This window comes from Bilifractor sp. LCP19S3_H10 (assembly GCF_052119185.1).
Lineage (GTDB): Bacteria > Bacillota > Clostridia > Lachnospirales > Lachnospiraceae > Bilifractor.
This window is the reverse complement of sequence record NZ_JBQKFT010000015.1, coordinates 66570-84718: the sequence shown is the minus strand read 5'-3', so window position 1 is coordinate 84718 and position 18149 is coordinate 66570. Positions and strand designations below refer to the sequence as shown.

General features: G+C 48.7%; 14 protein-coding genes. 10 read left to right on the top strand and 4 right to left on the bottom strand.

The genetic code is table 11. The annotated features are described in order from the left end of the window. Positions 1–406: 406 nt before the first annotated feature. Together ACTQZS_RS11675 and groL are read left to right on the top strand one after the other, a co-directional pair. Positions 407–682 (top strand): co-chaperone GroES, encoded by a 276-nt coding sequence (locus tag ACTQZS_RS11675; RefSeq protein ID WP_441099844.1) that lies wholly within the window; start codon positions 407–409, stop codon positions 680–682. Between the two features lie 231 nt (positions 683–913). Then, positions 914–2539: a chaperonin GroEL gene (gene groL / locus ACTQZS_RS11670; protein ID WP_441099843.1), complete on the top strand. Its 1626-nt coding sequence runs from the start codon at positions 914–916 to the stop codon at positions 2537–2539. Between the two features lie 245 nt (positions 2540–2784). Here the strand turns inward: groL and ACTQZS_RS11665 are convergent, their stop codons facing one another. Beyond that, positions 2785–3852, bottom strand: a complete 1068-nt coding sequence (locus ACTQZS_RS11665; RefSeq protein ID WP_441475957.1) for a PucR family transcriptional regulator — start codon at positions 3850–3852, stop codon at positions 2785–2787. 338 nt (positions 3853–4190) lie between these two features. Next, complete coding sequence (locus ACTQZS_RS11660; protein WP_441475956.1) at positions 4191–5303, bottom strand: ABC transporter ATP-binding protein; 1113 nt, start codon at positions 5301–5303, stop codon at positions 4191–4193. A 518-nt stretch (positions 5304–5821) separates the two neighbouring features. Here ACTQZS_RS11660 and ACTQZS_RS11655 point away from each other — a divergent pair. The 7 genes from ACTQZS_RS11655 to ACTQZS_RS11625 all read left to right on the top strand — a co-directional run bounded on the left by ACTQZS_RS11655 (position 5822) and on the right by ACTQZS_RS11625 (position 13939). Next, positions 5822–6763: a GDSL-type esterase/lipase family protein gene (locus tag ACTQZS_RS11655; protein ID WP_441475955.1), complete on the top strand. Its 942-nt coding sequence runs from the start codon at positions 5822–5824 to the stop codon at positions 6761–6763. 229 nt (positions 6764–6992) lie between these two features. After that, the gene (locus tag ACTQZS_RS11650; RefSeq protein ID WP_441475954.1) at positions 6993–7469 is read left to right on the top strand and encodes a DUF4358 domain-containing protein; all 477 of its coding nucleotides are present in this window, start codon (positions 6993–6995) and stop codon (positions 7467–7469) included. Positions 7470–7484: 15 nt separating this feature from the next. After that, positions 7485–8849 (top strand): MBOAT family O-acyltransferase, encoded by a 1365-nt coding sequence (locus ACTQZS_RS11645; protein WP_441475953.1) that lies wholly within the window; start codon positions 7485–7487, stop codon positions 8847–8849. A gap of 12 nt (positions 8850–8861) precedes the next feature. Further along, positions 8862–10700 (top strand): DHHW family protein, encoded by a 1839-nt coding sequence (locus ACTQZS_RS11640; RefSeq protein ID WP_441475952.1) that lies wholly within the window; start codon positions 8862–8864, stop codon positions 10698–10700. Between the two features lie 267 nt (positions 10701–10967). Then, positions 10968–11468: a DUF6106 family protein gene (locus tag ACTQZS_RS11635; protein ID WP_441475951.1), complete on the top strand. Its 501-nt coding sequence runs from the start codon at positions 10968–10970 to the stop codon at positions 11466–11468. Positions 11469–11731: 263 nt separating this feature from the next. Beyond that, positions 11732–13192 carry an IMP dehydrogenase gene (gene guaB, locus ACTQZS_RS11630; RefSeq protein ID WP_441475950.1) on the top strand — a complete coding sequence of 487 codons (1461 nt, stop codon included), beginning with the start codon at positions 11732–11734 and terminating at the stop codon, positions 13190–13192. A 180-nt stretch (positions 13193–13372) separates the two neighbouring features. Beyond that, a complete protein-coding gene (locus ACTQZS_RS11625; RefSeq protein WP_441475949.1) occupies positions 13373–13939 on the top strand; it encodes an HD domain-containing protein in 567 nt (188 codons plus the stop codon). A 150-nt stretch (positions 13940–14089) separates the two neighbouring features. Here the strand turns inward: ACTQZS_RS11625 and ACTQZS_RS11620 are convergent, their stop codons facing one another. Continuing rightward, complete coding sequence (locus ACTQZS_RS11620; RefSeq protein WP_441099830.1) at positions 14090–14731, bottom strand: orotate phosphoribosyltransferase; 642 nt, start codon at positions 14729–14731, stop codon at positions 14090–14092. A 305-nt stretch (positions 14732–15036) separates the two neighbouring features. Continuing rightward, positions 15037–16275, bottom strand: coding sequence for an argininosuccinate synthase (locus ACTQZS_RS11615; RefSeq protein WP_441475948.1), 1239 nt, complete (start codon positions 16273–16275; stop codon positions 15037–15039). Positions 16276–16900: 625 nt separating this feature from the next. Here ACTQZS_RS11615 and argJ point away from each other — a divergent pair. Then, positions 16901–18124: a bifunctional glutamate N-acetyltransferase/amino-acid acetyltransferase ArgJ gene (gene argJ / locus ACTQZS_RS11610; protein ID WP_441475947.1), complete on the top strand. Its 1224-nt coding sequence runs from the start codon at positions 16901–16903 to the stop codon at positions 18122–18124. Positions 18125–18149 lie beyond the last annotated feature (25 nt).

Sequence of the window (18149 nt, the reverse complement as noted above, 5' to 3'; positions counted from 1 at the left end):
TTAGCCACGGCCTATCAGTCTGTGCACGTCAACTATTGAAAGCGCCGTATACCGAACGGTACGTACGGTGTTGTGAGAGGACGGCGGTTAGTCACCGCCTCCTACTCGATTAAAGAATGTTTTTAGCAGGAAAGCAGGCAGGATTATGGTTCGATGAAATGAAGAGGCAGGCAGGATTTTGTTTTAATGAAATCAGATTTGAAATAAAAACAGTAAATAAACGAGAAAATACGAGAAATACAAAGAAATAACGAGAAAAAACGAGATACTTTGCTAGAAAACAGATTTGCGAAATAGAGCTTTTGAAACTATTATTAATATCGTTGAGTAGCACTCGAAGGTATTGAGTGCTAATAAACATAAGAATTAGTGAAAGAATGAAATCCATATAAGGAGGCTGAAGATTATGAAGTTAGTTCCACTTGGTGACAGAGTTGTACTGAAACAGGTTGAAGCAGAGGAAAAGACAAAATCCGGTATTATCCTTACATCCGCAGCACAGGAAAAACCGCAGGAGGCAACTGTAATTGCGGTAGGACCCGGAACCGATAAAGTCAAGATGGAAGTTAAACCGGGCGATAAGGTTATTTTTGCTCAGTATGCAGGAACTCATTTTAAGGCTGACGGCGAGGAATATATCGTATCGAAGCAGGAAGATATTCTCGCGATTATTGAGGATTAATACGGAAACCGATTAGTAGGAATACTGAAGTCTGAGACGACAATCGGTTATCAGGAATACTGAGGTCTGAGACGACAGCCGGTTGTCAGATGACTGACAGCTGATACGAAAACCGGCTGTGAAACAGATTATGATATGAAATTATATTTGAATCGGTGTCTGCCGGAAACGGGTAATTAAAAAATCCCGGACAGACATATAGAGAACAGGAATACACAGGAGGAATATACAATGGCTAAGGAAATTAAATACGGCGCAGATGCCAGAACCGCTCTTCAGGCTGGCGTAGATAAGCTTGCAAATACAGTAAAGGTTACTCTGGGACCGAAGGGACGTAATGTTGTTCTGGATAAGTCCTATGGCGCACCGACCATTACAAATGATGGCGTTACCATCGCTAAGGAAATCGAGCTTGAGGATGGTTTTGAAAACATGGGCGCTCAGCTTATTCGTGAGGTTGCGTCCAAGACAAATGATGTTGCCGGCGACGGCACCACAACCGCTACCGTACTTGCGCAGGCAATGGTAAATGAAGGAATGAAGAACCTGGCTGCAGGCGCTAACCCGATCGTTCTCAGAAAAGGCATGAAGAAGGCTACAGACAAGACGGTAGACCTGATCAAGGAGATGAGTGAGAAGGTTACCAGCAAAAAGCAGATTGCGAGAGTAGCCGCTGTTTCATCCGGAGATGAAGCCGTTGGCAATATGGTTGCAGATGCAATGGAGTCCGTCACAAATGATGGCGTCATCACCATCGAGGAATCCAAGACAATGCAGACAGAGCTTGACCTTGTAAAAGGTATGCAGTTCGACAGAGGATATGTTTCCGCATACCTTGCAACTGACATGGAGAAGATGGAGGCAGATCTGGACAGCCCATATATCCTGATCACAGACAAGAAGATCGGCAACATTCAGGATATTCTTCCGCTTCTTGAGAAAATCGTTCAGTCCAGCGCAAGCCTTCTGATCATCGCTGAGGATGTTGAGGGCGAGGCACTGTCCACATTGATTGTCAACAAGCTCCGCGGAACTTTCAAGGTATGTGCGGTAAAGGCACCGGGCTATGGAGACAGAAGAAAAGAGATGCTTCAGGATATCGCAATCCTGACCGGCGGACAGGTTATCTCTTCTGACCTCGGCATCGAGCTCAAGGATGCTACCATGGATATGCTCGGCAAGGCAAAAACTGTTCAGGTTAAGAAGGAAACCACAACCATCGTCGACGGCGCCGGTGACAAGGAAGCAATCAAGAACCGTATTGCTCAGATTAAGGCTCAGATTGCCGAGACAAAATCTGATTTCGACCGCGAGAAGCTTCAGGAGAGGCTTGCAAAGCTGGCTGGCGGCGTAGCGGTTATTCGTGTCGGCGCTGCTACTGAGACTGAGATGAAGGAAGCAAAGCTCCGTATGGAGGATGCTCTGAACGCTACAAGAGCAGCTGTGGAAGAGGGCGTTATCGCCGGAGGCGGTTCCGCTTATGTACACGCATCCAAGGAACTGGCAAAGTTTGTTGATACCCTTGAGGGCGATGAGAAGACAGGCGCAAAGATTGTCATGAAGGCTCTTGAAGCACCTCTGGCAACAATTGCTGCAAACGCAGGACTTGAGGGAGCAGTGATCATCGACAAGGTAAGAGAGTCCAAGGTAGGCGTTGGATTTGATGCTTACAATGAAGAGTATGTAGATATGATCGAGGCAGGTATTCTGGATCCGGCTAAGGTTACCAGAAGCGCTCTGCAGAACGCTACATCTGTTGCATCGTCTCTGCTTACTACTGAGGCTGCTGTATCTACAATTAAAGAGCCGGCTCCGGCTGCTCCTGCAGGCGGGAACCCGGGAATGGGCATGATGTAATCCCTGCCCATCAGAATCTGAATAACAGGCTGATATAAATGAAAAATGCCGCCGCACGTTTCGCGTAAACGAAAGTGCGGCGGTTTTTTTGCGCGAACAGTGAGCCGCAGCCGAATGCGAAGTATTCGTGTGCGGCGAGCGTCGCGATAGCGAGATAAAACTCGCGCAGCGTGTTTTATCTCGTTATGACGAGAGGGAAAAATCACCCCCTCGTGTCCGATCTGGTTATTTGGTTTTTCTTCGGGTTATTTCTGCGTATTCTTCAGATAGTTATTGACCATCATGGCAATTTTAAAGGTCATCGCCTCATCAAAACGGCGGATATCGAGACCGGTCGTTTTCTGGAGCTTCTCAATGCGGTACACAAGCGTGTTCCGGTGAATATAGAGCTGGCGTGCGGTCTCCGAGATGTTAAGGTTATTATCAAAGAACTGACGGATTGTCGTCAGGGTTTCTTCATCAAGTGTCGCAAAAACATCGTGATCAAAGGTTTCACGAAGAAACAGCTCGCAGAGGGAATGGGGAAGCTGGAAGATCAGCCGGCCGATGCCGAGGTTGCCATAGGAGATCACATGAAGATCCGGGTAGAAGATTCGTCCCACATCGATGGCAAGCTGTGCCTCCTTATAGGACTGCGACAGGTGATCGAGGAGGTTGGTGGGAAGACCGTAGGCTACCCTTACCTGAATCATCGCCTCGGCGTTCAGCATGTCAGAGAGCGTATGTGCGGTCTTTGCGGCGTCATCCGGACCTGTGATTTCGGAAACGACTGCTATATGGGTGGCATCGACGATCGTCAGGAATTCATTGCCGGTGGAGGCGTACATGGCCTTCAGCGTCTGAAGGGCAAGATCCGTGTCCTTTTCGCTTGTCTCAGTCAGATATACAATCCGGTTCACATCTTCGCGTATTTTCAGCTTTTTTGCCTCGGAATGAATATCAGGGGCAAGCAGATTATCAAGAAGAACATTCTGTATGAAGTGATTTCTATCCATCCGCTCATGCGAAAAAGAAAGGAGATTCTGTAATTCGCTGACCGCGATTCTGCCGGTGATTTCCGGATTCTGGCCTCCCGCAGCCGCAAGATAGTACACGGGCATATCATCGTCATAGACCTTCAGGTAGGTGGTGCCGCCGATTGTCATGCTGTCTGCCGCTGAACGGATCAGTTCACGGACGGAAGTGTCCTCCTCTTCACCGGCAGCTGTATCTCCGGTGATTCTGCTTCCGTTTTTGCCATAAAGTGTGAGTTCGGTTCCGGTAATATCTTGAAGCTGCTGTATGGCTTTGCTTAAAATTCTGCTGTTAATCATAAAGACCCCTTCTCGTGAAATGCAATCCTTTGAGATTTTATTTAAGTGATTCTATTTAAAATTTTATTGAAGATTCTATTATCCGTTCTATTCTCAGATTCGCTTGGATTTTATTGTGACGATTTATCAAATCCTGTTCATTGCCTCCGGTTTCGCACAGAGCTTAAGAGACCGGAAGACTTCTGTATACTGTTTATTTTAGAATAATAACTTTTTCGAATCAAGTAGGTGAACGGTATGTCAGACAGAAAAATCGCTGCAGCTGCAAAAGAAAGCACTCCGCAGAGGTGAATCTGCGGAGTGCTCTTGTGTCAGATATTCTGATCAATAATATGGAATCAATGAACGATGGCAAGCTCGGTCTCTTTGTCGAATACATGAAGCTTTTCCATGTCGATCGCAAATTTAACCTCAGAACCTGTTCTCGCCGGTGTCTTCGGATTTACACGAGCCGTCATGGCTGTGTTGTCATAATCGAAGTACAGGAATACTTCCGCGCCGAGAAGCTCATATACGTTGATCTTTGCGGAGAATACTTCACCCGGATTCTTTGCGATGACTTCCGGATCATCAGACAGATGCTCAGGACGGATACCTGCGACAACGGTCTTTCCTACGTAGCCCTTCTCCTTGAGAACTTTGCCCTTTTTCTCCGGAAGAGTAAATCTCTGACCGGCGAAATTCAGCTGGATTGCTCCGGCCTTCTCCTCGACAACAGCATCAAGGAAGTTCATCTGCGGAGAACCGATGAATCCGGCTACGAACAGGTTGCACGGCTCATCGTAGAGTACCTGAGGCGTATCAACCTGCTGAACAACGCCTTCCTTCATAACAACGATTCTGGTACCAAGGGTCATAGCCTCGGTCTGGTCATGGGTTACATAGATGATGGTTGCACCCAGTCTGTCGTGCAGCTTTGCAATCTCGGTTCTCATCTGAACACGGAGCTTTGCATCCAGGTTGGAGAGCGGCTCATCCATCAGGAAGACACGGGGATTACGAACGATGGCACGTCCCATGGCTACACGCTGTCTCTGACCGCCGGACAGAGCCTTCGGCTTACGGTCCAGCAGATGCTCCAGATCAAGGATCTTGGCTGCGTCTCTGACCTTCTTGTCGATCTCATCCTTCGGAACCTTGCGAAGCTTAAGCCCGAAAGCCATGTTGTCGTAAACTGTCATATGCGGATACAGAGCGTAGTTCTGGAAAACCATGGCGATATCACGGTCCTTCGGATCTACATCGTTCATGACCTTGTCGCCGATTTTCAATGTGCCGGAGGTGATGTCCTCAAGGCCGGCGATCATACGAAGGGTAGTGGATTTTCCGCATCCAGAAGGTCCAACGAAAATGATGAATTCCTTATCTGCGATATCAAGATTGAAATCCTTAACAGCTTCAAAGCCGTTGGGATACTTTTTGCCGATGTGCTCCAGACTCAAACTAGACATTGTCCTGTCCTCCTTAAATAAAATGAATCTCTGAATTTCTGATAATAAGGATTTGCTGTTCTGCGGTGCGCGGCTGCTGTTCAGAGAACACTCTGCGAGACGCCTGCTGCTGTCCGAAGAGACAACAAAATGTGAACGGTTTTTATTTACGATCAGTAGTATACGTGAAAGGCTTATTTTTTGCTACGGTATTGTCACCAATTATTTGGGGCAGCTTTCGTCGTATTGGGTATTGAATTGACGGAACCTTCGTCAGAGTGACGAGAATATACGCGTTTTCTTGTGCAATTTATCAATAAGGATCGATGACGCTAGAAATGTTTGAAGGATGGGGAAATCAAAATTCGCAGATGTCAGGGGATATGGTATAATAAAGGACATCTGTGTATCAGAAACTTGAGATACGGAATATTACGAAAACTTAACGAATTTGAAACATATTCATCCAATTTTTAGATAGCATTTCCGATATAATTATTGTTTGAGTAAACGTGAAGGGGAAGGAGAACGAAGAGGTTATGAATTTACGCGGAAACGGGAGATTCCGTTCCAGACGTTTTGTGATTGTGGCAGTCATTGCCATCGGCATTGTGGCTGCGATTATTGCGGCAGCAGCCGGCGGTGGACGCAGTAAGAAAACCGCAGAGATCAAAGAGGGAGTGGCGTTTCTGAAAGCGCAGGAGAGCAAGGATCCGAAAGCAGTGGAGCAGGTTCTGACTGAACAGAAGAAGGCGAAAATGCAGGCGGAACGCGCGGAGATGCAGAAGAAGCTGGAGGATGGAACCATCGATGTGTGGAGCCTGTTCGGAGATTCCGTGATTATGGGGGATTCCAGAGCGGTCGGCTTCTACACCTTTGAGTTTCTTCCTCAGTCCCGTGTCCTGGCGGATGCCGGAAATACCATTGCCAATATAAAAGATCATGAGGATGAGCTGGTGCAGCTGAACCCGGCGAATCTGTTTCTCTGTTACGGCCTGAATGACATTTCCATCGGGCTTTGGAAAACAAAGGAAGACTATGTAAAGGATTACGCCTCGATTCTGGATGAGCTGCACAAAAAACTGCCGGACACTTCCATTTTTGTCAACTCCATCATTCCGGCACAGCAGCCCGCTATCGATTCTACGCCTGCGTGGGGCAATATTCCGGAATGGAGTGACGCAGTCCACCAGATGGTAAAGGAAAAAGGATTCGGCTGGGTTGATGTCGATGGTCTGGTGAGTGAGCATCAGGATTTGTATGATCCGGATTCGATTCATGTCCAGCGGGATTTTTATCCGCTGTGGGCGACACAGATGATGCTGAGTGTCTATGATGAGCAGCAGGCGCAGGGAGACGGATCGGAGGATGTGGTATCTTCCTCGGATGACGATGCAGCGGTTTCGTCAGAGAGTATCGTCTCTGCGTCTTCAGAGAATGTAGCTTCTTCTTCGGGAAAAAGCAGCAGTACTTCTTCGTGAAGCCGGAAAAATGGCCTGGTGGAACGGAGACGGCTGTGGTGCGGGTAGTCCTTACAGCACTGCCGTGGGCGCAGCTGACTTTGTAAAATGCATGCATAGAGGGGATTACGATACGGGATTCAGTATAGAAAATACGGGGTTCAGTATAGAAGATACAGGATTCAGTATAGAAGATAAGAGATCCAGTATAGAAGATAAGGGATTCAGTTTAGATATGAAGATAAAGAGTATGAGACTGACAGGTCTGGAAATTGTCAAATGGATACTCGTGGTGTTGATCGTTGTATTTCTGGTTCACAGCTTTACGGGAAACCGGATCAGCAAGGCTGATTTTGATACGGTGTGGGATGCGGTGACAGCAGATGCGGATATGTCTAAGATGCAGGAGGGCTCCAACCAGATGATCCGCCGGCTGTACGGACTGGATCCGGCCCGGTTTGACGGCATACGGCTTTATTATCCAAAGACAAACATGGGAGCGGAAGAAATTCTCCTGGTCAGGCTGAAGGATACAGGCGATCAGGAAATGGTGCGGAGCGCTATGGAGTCCAGAAAAAAGACACAGATGAACAATTTTAACGGCTACGGAACGTATCAATATGCCATGCTTGAGAAAAGCATCATTTCTATCCGGGGAAATTATGCACTGTTTGTTTCTGCGGATAAGGCGGGAGAGATCGGGCAGGAATTTGAGAACGCTCTGTAAGGGGGAGACCGTGATATGACATTCAGCACACTAAGTTTTATTTTCTTATTCCTGCCGGTTTCGCTTCTTGTATATCATCTGATACCGGCAGAGAAAAGTATCTGGCGCAAGGTAGCGCTTCTGATTTTCAGCGTTCTGTTTTATGTGTGGGGAGATGCTCCGAGCGTTTTGGTTCTCATTATATCGGTGCTGTTCAATTATATCTCTGGACAGCAGATCCGAATGCTGTCCGCGGATGCAGGGAACGGGCTGCGGCGTAAGGTGACTGTCATTGTCGCGGTAGTTGTGGATGTCGCAGTACTGGGCATTTTCAAGTACAGCAGGCTAGCTCTTCCCGTGGGAATGTCTTTCTATACTTTTTCTGCGCTCTCGTATGTTTTCGATATTTATTACGGAAGGGTAGAGGATGACGGGAACGTGCTGAATGAGATGCTTTATATCCTGTTCTTCCCTAAGCTCATCTCCGGTCCTATTATGCAGTACAAGGATTTCCGGGAACAGCTTGTGCAGAAAACGGCAAAAAACAGATATTTTACATCCGGTATGCATCTGTTTATTATTGGTCTGTTTAAAAAGGTGCTGATCGCGGACAATCTGAGCACCGCTTTTCATCAGATCAGCAGCCTGAGTCAGATGGCTGGCCTGACGGCATGGCTGGGCATGATTTTCTATTCTCTGGAGCTTTACTTTGACTTCAGCGGATATTCCGATATGGCGATCGGCCTTGCAGGGATGTTCGGCTTCCGGATAGAGAAGAACTTCAATTATCCATATCTGTCAGACGGAGTGACGGATTTCTGGAGAAGATGGCATATATCGCTTGGCGCCTGGTTCCGCGATTACGTCTACATCCCGATGGGAGGAAACCGCTGTTCCCGTGAGAAACAGTTCCGCAATCTCGCGGTTGTCTGGATTCTGACCGGACTCTGGCACGGAAATACTCTGAATTTCCTCTTCTGGGGAATTTACCACGGCTGCTTTGTCATTCTGGAAAAATTTGTGATCGGCCAGAAACGGCTTCTGATCCCGAAGTGGCTTCGAATTCTTCTGACCGATCTGATTGCCTTCGTTGGGTGGATTTTTTTCTTCACTCCGTCGATCGGAGGGGCGTTCCACTATCTCGGACAGATGTTCGGAGCGGACGGGCTCGGTTTTGCAAATGGAGCCAGTGCCTATTATCTGACGAGCAATCTGGTTCTGCTGATCCTTGCGTTGATCTGCTGCGGCCCGCTTCTGACAAGGCTTCATGACACTCTGGTATACAGGGGCAGAAAGAACATGATCTATCTGTCGGCTGCGCTTCATGTGGTGCTGCTGATTTTCTGCGTGGCAAATATGGTCGGGGCCACATATTCTACATTCCTGTATTTCAGGTTCTGAAAGGTGAAGATAATGACGGATTACAGTGATAATAACAATAAGAAAGGTAACTCGTCGCCGATCTATCCGGATGATCTGCCGCTGCGTATGAAGACCAGGCCGGAAAGATCGGAACGAACTGCCGACAGAGCGGATGAAGGAAGAAACAGGACAACTGCCGGAGCGGGAGAGAGACGCGGAAGCGCGGCAGGCGGCGGAAGAAGCAGGATGTCAGCCGGAGCGGCGAAGAGACACGGAAACGCGGCAGGCGGCGGAAGGAGCAGAACAATTGCCGGAGCGGGAGAGAGACACGGTAACGCGGCTGGAGTCGGAAGAAGCAGGACGTCGGCCGGAGCGGGAGAGAGACACGGAAACGCGGCTGGAGTCGGAAGAAGCAGGACGTCAGCCGGAGCGGCGGAGAGGCGCGGAAACGCGGCTGACGGCAGGAAAAACAGATATCTCGAGGCGCTCAGGAAAATTCCCGGTCTTGTGCCGAAGAAACCAAAATTGCGGAAAGGGAAGAAAAAAGCATATTTCTACGATCTGCTCACCCGGATTTTTCTCGGAGCCGTCGCGGTTATTTTTGTAGTGAATCTGATCGTGCCGGCCAGAGAGTTTTCACCGGACGAGAATAGAAATCTTGCTCAGATGCCGAAAATTTCGGCGGCATCCCTCGCTAACGGCGATTTCTTCCGTGACTTCAACAGCTATGAATCGGATCAGTTTGTCGGCCGGGATATATGGATGAATATCCGATCTCTGGGTACAATGATTCTGGGAAACCGGGAATCTGAGAATGTGTATTTCGGAAAAGACGGATATCTTCTGTCGAAGCCGGTCGTGCCGGACCAGAAAACAGTTAACGCGACAGAAACTGCAATCAATGATTTTTCCGGAAAACACAGTGATCTGAACATGAACCTTCTGATGATTCCGGACGCGGCAAGCATACTCACGGACAAGCTTCCCCGGAATGCTCCGGCAGAGGATCAGATCTCAGATATCCGCGGATTTGAGAATAGCCTGGACAGCAAAATACAGAGCATTGACGCCATCGGTGTGATGCAGAAGAACAAGGATCAGAAGATTTACTACAAGACAGACCATCACTGGACCAGCCTGGGTGCTTATGAAGTCTTTCTGGGCGCGGCAAATCAGCTCGGGATTGACACACCGATCACAGATAACACGATTTACACTGTGTCGGATTCCTTCCAGGGCACTTTGGCGTCAAGAAGCGGGCGTCACATCTCGCGGGACTCGATTGAAATCTACCAGCCTGACGGAACAGATGTGGAGTATTACGTAACCTATCCTGATACAGGAGAGAAGAGTACATCCATGTTTATGAGTGACAAGTTGAAGGAAAAGGATCAGTATCAGGTGTTCTTCGGCGGAAATCATCCTCTGGTGGAGATTCGGACGACCGCCAACAATGGAAGAAATCTGCTGGTATTCAAGGACTCCTATGCGAATAGCTTTATGCAGTTTCTGTATCCGTATTTTCAGAGCATTATCATGGTGGACCCGAGATATTATTACGATGATATCGAGACTGCCATTACCTCCTACGGAATCACAGATGTGCTGTTCCTCTACAGCGCAGACACTCTGTTGGCGGACACAAATCTTGCGGACACCTTAAACGCTTCTTCTATTTCTGACGGCGGATCGGACAACGGGGGCAGTGGAACGGAGAGCGTGAACAGTTCCTCCGTGTCCTCATCCTCCTCTGAGACGGTCGGCAGCTCATCCGCGGATCATGCGGTGACCGGTATATCCTCCAGCGAGGGGGAAGGTTCAGGTTCGGATAATGCTGTCAGCGCGTCTTCCTCACAGAATACAGGGAGTGCGGCGGATGCAGCCGGGTGAATCCGTGCTGACATTTATTTACGCGAACAGTGAGCCGCAGCCGAATGCGGAGTATTCGTGTGCGGCGAGCGTCGCGATAGCGGGATAAAACTCGCGCAGCGTGTTCTATCTCGTTTACGCGAACAGTGAGCCGCAGCCGAATGCGAAGTATTCGTGTGCGGCGAGCATCGCGATAGCGAGATAAAATTCGCGCAGCGTGTTTTATCTCGCTTCAAAAGATGCTATGATAATTGCATCTGAGAATTCCATAGTGACAGGAGAAAAGGTATGAGTGATTTATTTAAGGAAAAACTGATTTCCGTACAGCCAACCATGAAGAACCGGTTCATTAAGGTTTTCTTTGTGCTGCTTACGATTCTGATGTTCTTTTCCGGAATTATGGTGCATCCCGCGTTTCTGCTTGCGGGGTTTGGTCTGATCCTGCTTGATATCTGGCTGATTCCAAGACAGAGTGTAGAATACGAGTACTCCTACGTAAACGGCGTACTGGATATTGACCGGATTTTTTCCAAACAGTCGAGGAAGAAGGGAGCTTCTTATGATTTAAGCGAAGCAGAGGTTATCGCTCCGGTTGGGTCGGATCATCTCTCTGATTTTAAGAATGTGAAGGTGGTTGATTACACATCAGGAACGCCTGAAGACGAGAAAAATGCATGGGCGTTTGTGATCTCGTCAAAGCAGGAACGACAGAAGGTTCTCATATCGCCGAGTGAAGACATGCTTAAGGATATGCGGATGCGGGCTCCGAGCCGTTTCTTCACAAATTGAGCGAACAGGCTGCTTGCCCGGACCGGGACAGGTCCGGCGTGGCAGCCTTTTTTATCCGCACAGGGCATTGACTTTCAGTGTGCGGTTTGCTAAACTTTTTTCAAATTATTCAGAACATGTGCAGACGGCAGACATATGATTGCGATTTTCTCATGCATATCTAAGATTTCGTTTCGTCACAGACTTCTGCTCTTTGCAGGGCTCTGATCTGTATAGTTATTTTATTCACATTAACAGTCAGATAGAAGAAAGGAAGAACGTTTATGGGACAGATTATCGGAGAGGGTATTACATTTGATGATGTGCTTTTAGTACCGCAGTATTCAACGGTTACACCGAATATGGTGGATTTGAGCACATATCTTACGAAGAAGATCAAATTGAATATCCCGATGATGAGCGCAGGTATGGATACGGTTACCGAGCATCGGATGGCAATTGCGATGGCCAGACAGGGCGGTATCGGAATCATCCATAAGAACATGACAATCGAACAGCAGGCAGATGAGGTCGATAAGGTAAAACGTTCGGAAAATGGTGTCATTACAGATCCCTTCTATCTTTCCCCGGAGGATACGCTTGCGGATGCCAACGCGCTTATGGCAAAGTACCGCATCTCGGGTGTGCCGATCACGGTCGGCAAGAAGCTTGTCGGAATCATTACAAACCGTGACCTTTTGTTTGAAACTGATTTCAGCAAGAAAATCAAGGAATCGATGACTTCAGAAAATCTGATTACGGCAAAAGAGGGTGTTACGCTTGAAGAGGCGAAGAGTCTTCTGGCCAAGGCACGGAAGGAAAAACTCCCGATCGTCGATGATGAGGGAAATCTGAAGGGCCTGATCACAATCAAAGATATCGAGAAGCAGATTAAATATCCGAATGCCGCAAAGGATGCATACGGACGTCTTCTGTGCGGAGCTGCCATCGGCATTACCGATGATGTCCTGGAGCGGGTGGATGCGCTGGTCAAGGCACATGTGGACTGCGTGGTCATCGACTCCGCACATGGCCATTCCGCGAATATCTTCAAATGTCTGCGGATGGTTAAGAGCGCATATCCGGATCTCCAGGTTATTGCGGGAAATGTTGCGACAGCGGAGGCCACACATGATCTGATCGAAGCTGGCGCGGACTGCGTCAAGGTAGGAATCGGACCTGGTTCGATCTGTACCACCCGTGTCGTGGCAGGCATCGGTGTTCCGCAGATTACCGCGATCATGAACTGCTATGAAGAGGCAAAGAAAACCGGCACACCGATCATCGCAGACGGCGGTATCCAGTTCTCCGGAGATATTGTGAAAGCGATTGCTGCCGGTGGTAATGTCTGCATGATGGGAAGTATGTTCGCCGGATGTGACGAGGCTCCGGGAGAATTTGAACTGTTCCAGGGAAGAAAGTACAAGGTGTACCGCGGCATGGGATCCATGGGAGCGATGTCTCAGGCACACGGCAGCGCTGATCGTTATTTCCAGGCGGGCGCGAAGAAACTCGTGCCGGAAGGCGTAGAGGGCCGTGTGGCATACAGGGGTTCTGTGGAGGATACGATTTTCCAGATGATAGGAGGCCTTCGCTCGGGCATGGGTTACTGCGGAGCGGCAGATATTCCGACACTGCAGAAAACCGGAAAGTTCATCAAGATTTCTTCCGCCGCACTCAAGGAGTCGCATCCTCATGATATTCATATCACAAAGGAGGCTCCGAACTACAGCATCGATAACTGATTCTGAAAGTGAACGGGCCACTTGCACAGCGATCTGTGTCCTGCACTACGGGCGCGGACGTCTGTGATCATCTGGTCCGGATGGATAATGGACAGCAGAATGGCGCAGAAATGTGGTTCTGCTGTCTTTTGTTTTTACGGGATCAATGATTCCGGAAAAAAGGATTCAAGGGAGGTCTCTATGAAAGCAGACAGCAGGAAAAAGCTCGACAGATTATGTCTGGCAATGATAGATTATGACCGGAGGGATCCGATGCGGATTCAGCATCTGATTAAGGTGCATGCTTTCTCGGCAATGATCGGGCGGGGCGAGGGTCTCGATGAGAAGACGCAGCTGATCCTTGAGGCTGCCGCTTATGTTCATGATATCGGAATTCACAGGGCGGAGATCCTGTGCGGAAAGAGCGATGGAAAACTGCAGGAGAAGTACGGACCGGCCGAGGCGAAGCCTGTTCTGGAGAAGATCGGGTTTGAAAAGGATGAGATTGACAGGATCTGCTATCTGATCGGTCATCATCACACCTATAAAGACATTGACGGAATGGATTACCAGATTCTGGTCGAGGCAGATTTTCTGGTGAATCTGTACGAAGATCATTCTTCCATTACGGGAATCCAGAGCGCATACAGCAATATATTCCGGACGGAATGTGGTAAGAAGATCTTTCGGGAGATGTATCTGGATGCGGGAGATCCGGAATACGAGGAATGGCTTCAGTCGAAGGAACAGGCGGCAGACGCGGAATAAGTAATGAAAAGACCCATATCCGGACGATATCGTCGAAGGATATGGGCTTTTTTTACGCGGACAGCGAGCCGCGGCCGAATGCGAAGTATTCGTGTGCGGCGAGCGTCGCGATAGCGAGATAAAACTCGCGCAGCGTGTTTTATCTCGTTGTCAGAGCAGAGAATAACCGAAGCTGTTGACGAGAGCGTCGATCGGAACCTTCTTTTTGCAGAGCGGACATTCACTGGTCTTGTAGGATTCGTATTCGGGAACGTCGGATGCATGGAAGGCTGCCGCGACCTTGATTCCCTTGACCTCATCCACTGCGCTGAAGATGGCACATGCGCCGCTGACGGTTGCGCCGTAATAGCGGACACTCTCGAGAATCGTTGCCAGCGAACGGCCTGTTGTGATGGAGCCCAGGAGAAGCAGCACGTGCTTGCCGCGGAGCGCAATCTGCATGTTGTCACGGAAAATGATCTGTCCTGATGCGATATATTCGGGGGAGACAACATAGATGGTCTTGTGTGCGTTGATAGAGAGTATTCCGGATTTTGTAAGCTCTTCCGCGAGGTATGTGCCGATAACCTCCATGCCATCCATGCAGATGATTGTATCAACCTGCGTATCAACGGAGTAGTGCATGGCAAGAAGAGATGCGACGTTGTGCGCCTCGCTGCAGCGGGTCTTCATGGTTGTGATATCGAAGAAACAGTTGATATGGGAGTGTGAGGTCGCAAAATGACCCCGGATCACCTTCAAGGATACATTCGAATTCATAACCGCCGGTATTTTGACATAGTTTTTGTCCATATTGTGCTCCTTTCCTCTTACAGCCGCCGGATATCAGCTTTCTGTATTCTGCGAATCTTTCTCTATAAGCTGAGGATTCATACAACGATTATACCATAGATAATACTAAAGTTGCACAAAAAATACAGAAAAAACGCAGAATTAATGTTAAATATGCCTTCCTGTCTGCGGATATTACGGAAAAAGGGACTGCCATATGAGCGGCAGTCCCATGGTATGAATATGCTGTTTATCTGTAATTATTCAGCCGGAAAAATCAACAAGCAGTTTTTCGCTTGAAATGATAATATGCTGAATCGTTGGATTTATTTATTTTTGTTTTGCTTCTTGACATCTTCCATCATAAGGGCGCGCACCTTCAGAGGCAGGCCGAACAGATTGATAAATCCGCTGGCGTCACTGTGATCATAGAGATCTCCGGTGGTGAAGGATGCCAGGGAGGAGTTGTAGAGGCTGTACGGAGAAGTCGTTCCGTTGCGGATGATGTTGCCCTTGTAGAGCTTAAGCTTTACTTCGCCGGTTACGACATTCTGGGTAGACTCGACAAATGCGCTGATGGCTTCGCGAAGAGGAGTAAACCATTTTCCTTCGTAAACAATCTGTGCCAGCTGGCTTCCGAGTTTTTTCTTTGTCTCCATGGTTTCGCGGTCAAGCACGAGTTCCTCGAGCTGATCGTGCGCGGCCATGAGGATTGTTCCGCCCGGGGTTTCATAGACGCCGCGGGATTTCATTCCAACGACACGGTTCTCCACGATATCGATGATGCCGATTCCATTTGCGCCGCCAAGCTTGTTCAGTTCTTCGATGATCTCGGCTACTTTCATTTCCTTGCCGTTCAGCGTCTTCGGGACACCCTTTTCAAAGGTAAGGGTAAGGTCGGTGACCTTGTCCGGCGCTTTTTCGGGAGTGACACTCAGGACCAGAAGTTTATCATAGTTCGGTGCCTGTGAAGGATCTTCCAGCTCAAGACCTTCGTGACTGATATGCCACAGATTCCGGTCACGGCTGTAGCCTTTGCCCATGGAGAAAGGAAGGTCAATGCCATGGTCCTTGCAGTACTGGATTTCATCTTCACGGGACTGCATGGTCCATACGTCGGTCATGCGCCAGGGGGCAATGATCTTAATTGTGGGATCAAGGGCTTTGATGCCGAGCTCAAAACGGATCTGATCATTACCCTTTCCGGTTGCTCCATGGCAGATGGCGGTAGCGCCTTCCTTGTGCGCTACTTCAACAAGCTTTTTCGCGATCAGCGGGCGTGCCATAGAAGTACCAAGAAGATAGCTGTGTTCATAGACCGCACCTGCCTTGACACAGGGCATGATGTAATCCTCTGCAAATTCGTCGATGACATCGATGATGTAGAGCTTGGAAGCTCCGGAGCTCAGCGCTCTTTCGTTCAGATTGTCATCGGTCAGCTCTTCTTCCTGTCCGCAGTTGATGCAGCAGCAGATGATCTCATATCCGAAGTTCTCCTTCAGCCAGGGAATCAGCGCTGTGGTATCCAGACCGCCGGAATATGCAAGAACAACCTTTTCACTCATGGGAAATTTCCTCCTTTATATATATCAAATATGAAATTACCGATTTTATCGGATGCAGCCGGTATGCCGGTTGTACAGAAGCGGAAGGGCCTGTACATGGACCGGAACACGGAACATTCTCATTATACCGACTCGCCAGGAACGGAACAAGCATTTCTGTTGAATTGAAGCGGATTTTAGACTGCTTCGCAACGCTCCATGCTCATACCTGTTGCCTTCGAAATCGCATACAGTCTCTCACGCGCGCTTCGCGACAGGCGAATTGTTTGCGTTTTCGAAGCGTGTCGTGTATAAGCTACGGATTGCTCCGTGCTTCGCACTCTCGCAATCCTACAGGCATGAGCGTTTTCGCCGTGTTTCACACGGCTTCACGCTCATACCTGTTGCCTTCGAAATCGCATACAGTCTCTTACGCGCGCTTCGCGTGCGACGAGCCTGTTTGCGTTTCGAAGAGCTTATACACGAATATACATCACTTGTGTATGATATGCAAGAGCTAAATGCATTAAGTTGAAATAATATGCATAAATTTAAAATTAAATGCATAATTATGCATAATTCACTCTTTACATATCCGAAAAAGAAGTTTATTCTTAACAGAGAATCGACAAGGAGGAGGTTTTATATGAAGATCGGACATGATGGTGTGACAGCCGCTATGGGATTTAAGGCTGCGGGCGGACACACTGGCATTAAAAAGGGAAATACAAAGGATATGGCGATGATTTACAGTATTGTGCCCTGTGTTGTTGCGGGTACTTTTACGACGAATCTTGTCAAGGCGGCTCCGGTGAAATGGGATCAGCATGTGGTGCATGACAGTAAGAGCGCGCAGGCGGTTGTGGTCAACAGCGGAATCGCAAATGCGGCTACGGGTGCACAGGGCTATGAGGCCTGTCGGAAAACGGCTGAGGCAGCATCAAGAGAGCTTGATATTCCTGTGGACTCGGTGCTGATCGGTTCGACCGGAGTGATCGGAGCGCAGATCCCGGTAGATGTCATTGAAAAGGGAATCCATCTTCTTGCTCCGATGCTGGACAATTCCCGGGAAGCGGCTTCTATTGCGGCACAGTCCATCATGACCACGGATACGCATCCGAAGGAGGTATCGGTGCAGATCGAACTGGGCGGAAAAACAGTGACCATCGGCGGAATGTGCAAGGGAGCAGGCATGATTCATCCAAACATGTGCACGATGCTTTCTTTTCTTACCACGGATGCGGTGATTTCCGGGACGATGCTTCAGGAAGCCCTGTCAACGGTGGTGAAGGATACTTACAATATGATTTCGGTAGATGGAGACACCTCCACGAACGACACCTGCGTGATCATGGCGAACGGTCTTGCCGGGAATCCGGATATTACCTCCCGTGGAGAGGATTATGATAAATTCGTCGAGGCGCTTTTTGCGGTGAACCGTGAACTTGCGAAGATGATTGCGGGCGACGGAGAGGGAGCAACCAGACTTTTCGAAGTAAAGGTTGTGCACGCAAAGACGAAGGATCAGGCTGTAACATTGGCGAAATCGATTGTTACATCAAACCTTACGAAGGCGGCGATCTACGGAAGAGATGCAAACTGGGGCAGAATCCTCTGCGCAATGGGATATTCGGGTGCAAAATTTGATCCGGAGAATGTGGATCTTTATTTTGAAAGCAAAGCCGGTAGGATTAAAATCGTAGAGAACAGCGTTTCGACGGGCTACAGCGAGGATGAGGCGACAAAGATCCTCTCTGAGGATGCGGTAACGTGTATTGCAGACGTCAAGATGGGAAGTGAGGAGGCGACAGCCTGGGGCTGTGACCTCACCTATGATTATATTATGATCAACGCAGATTACAGATCCTGATTTCTGCATGGCTCCGGAGGTGAAA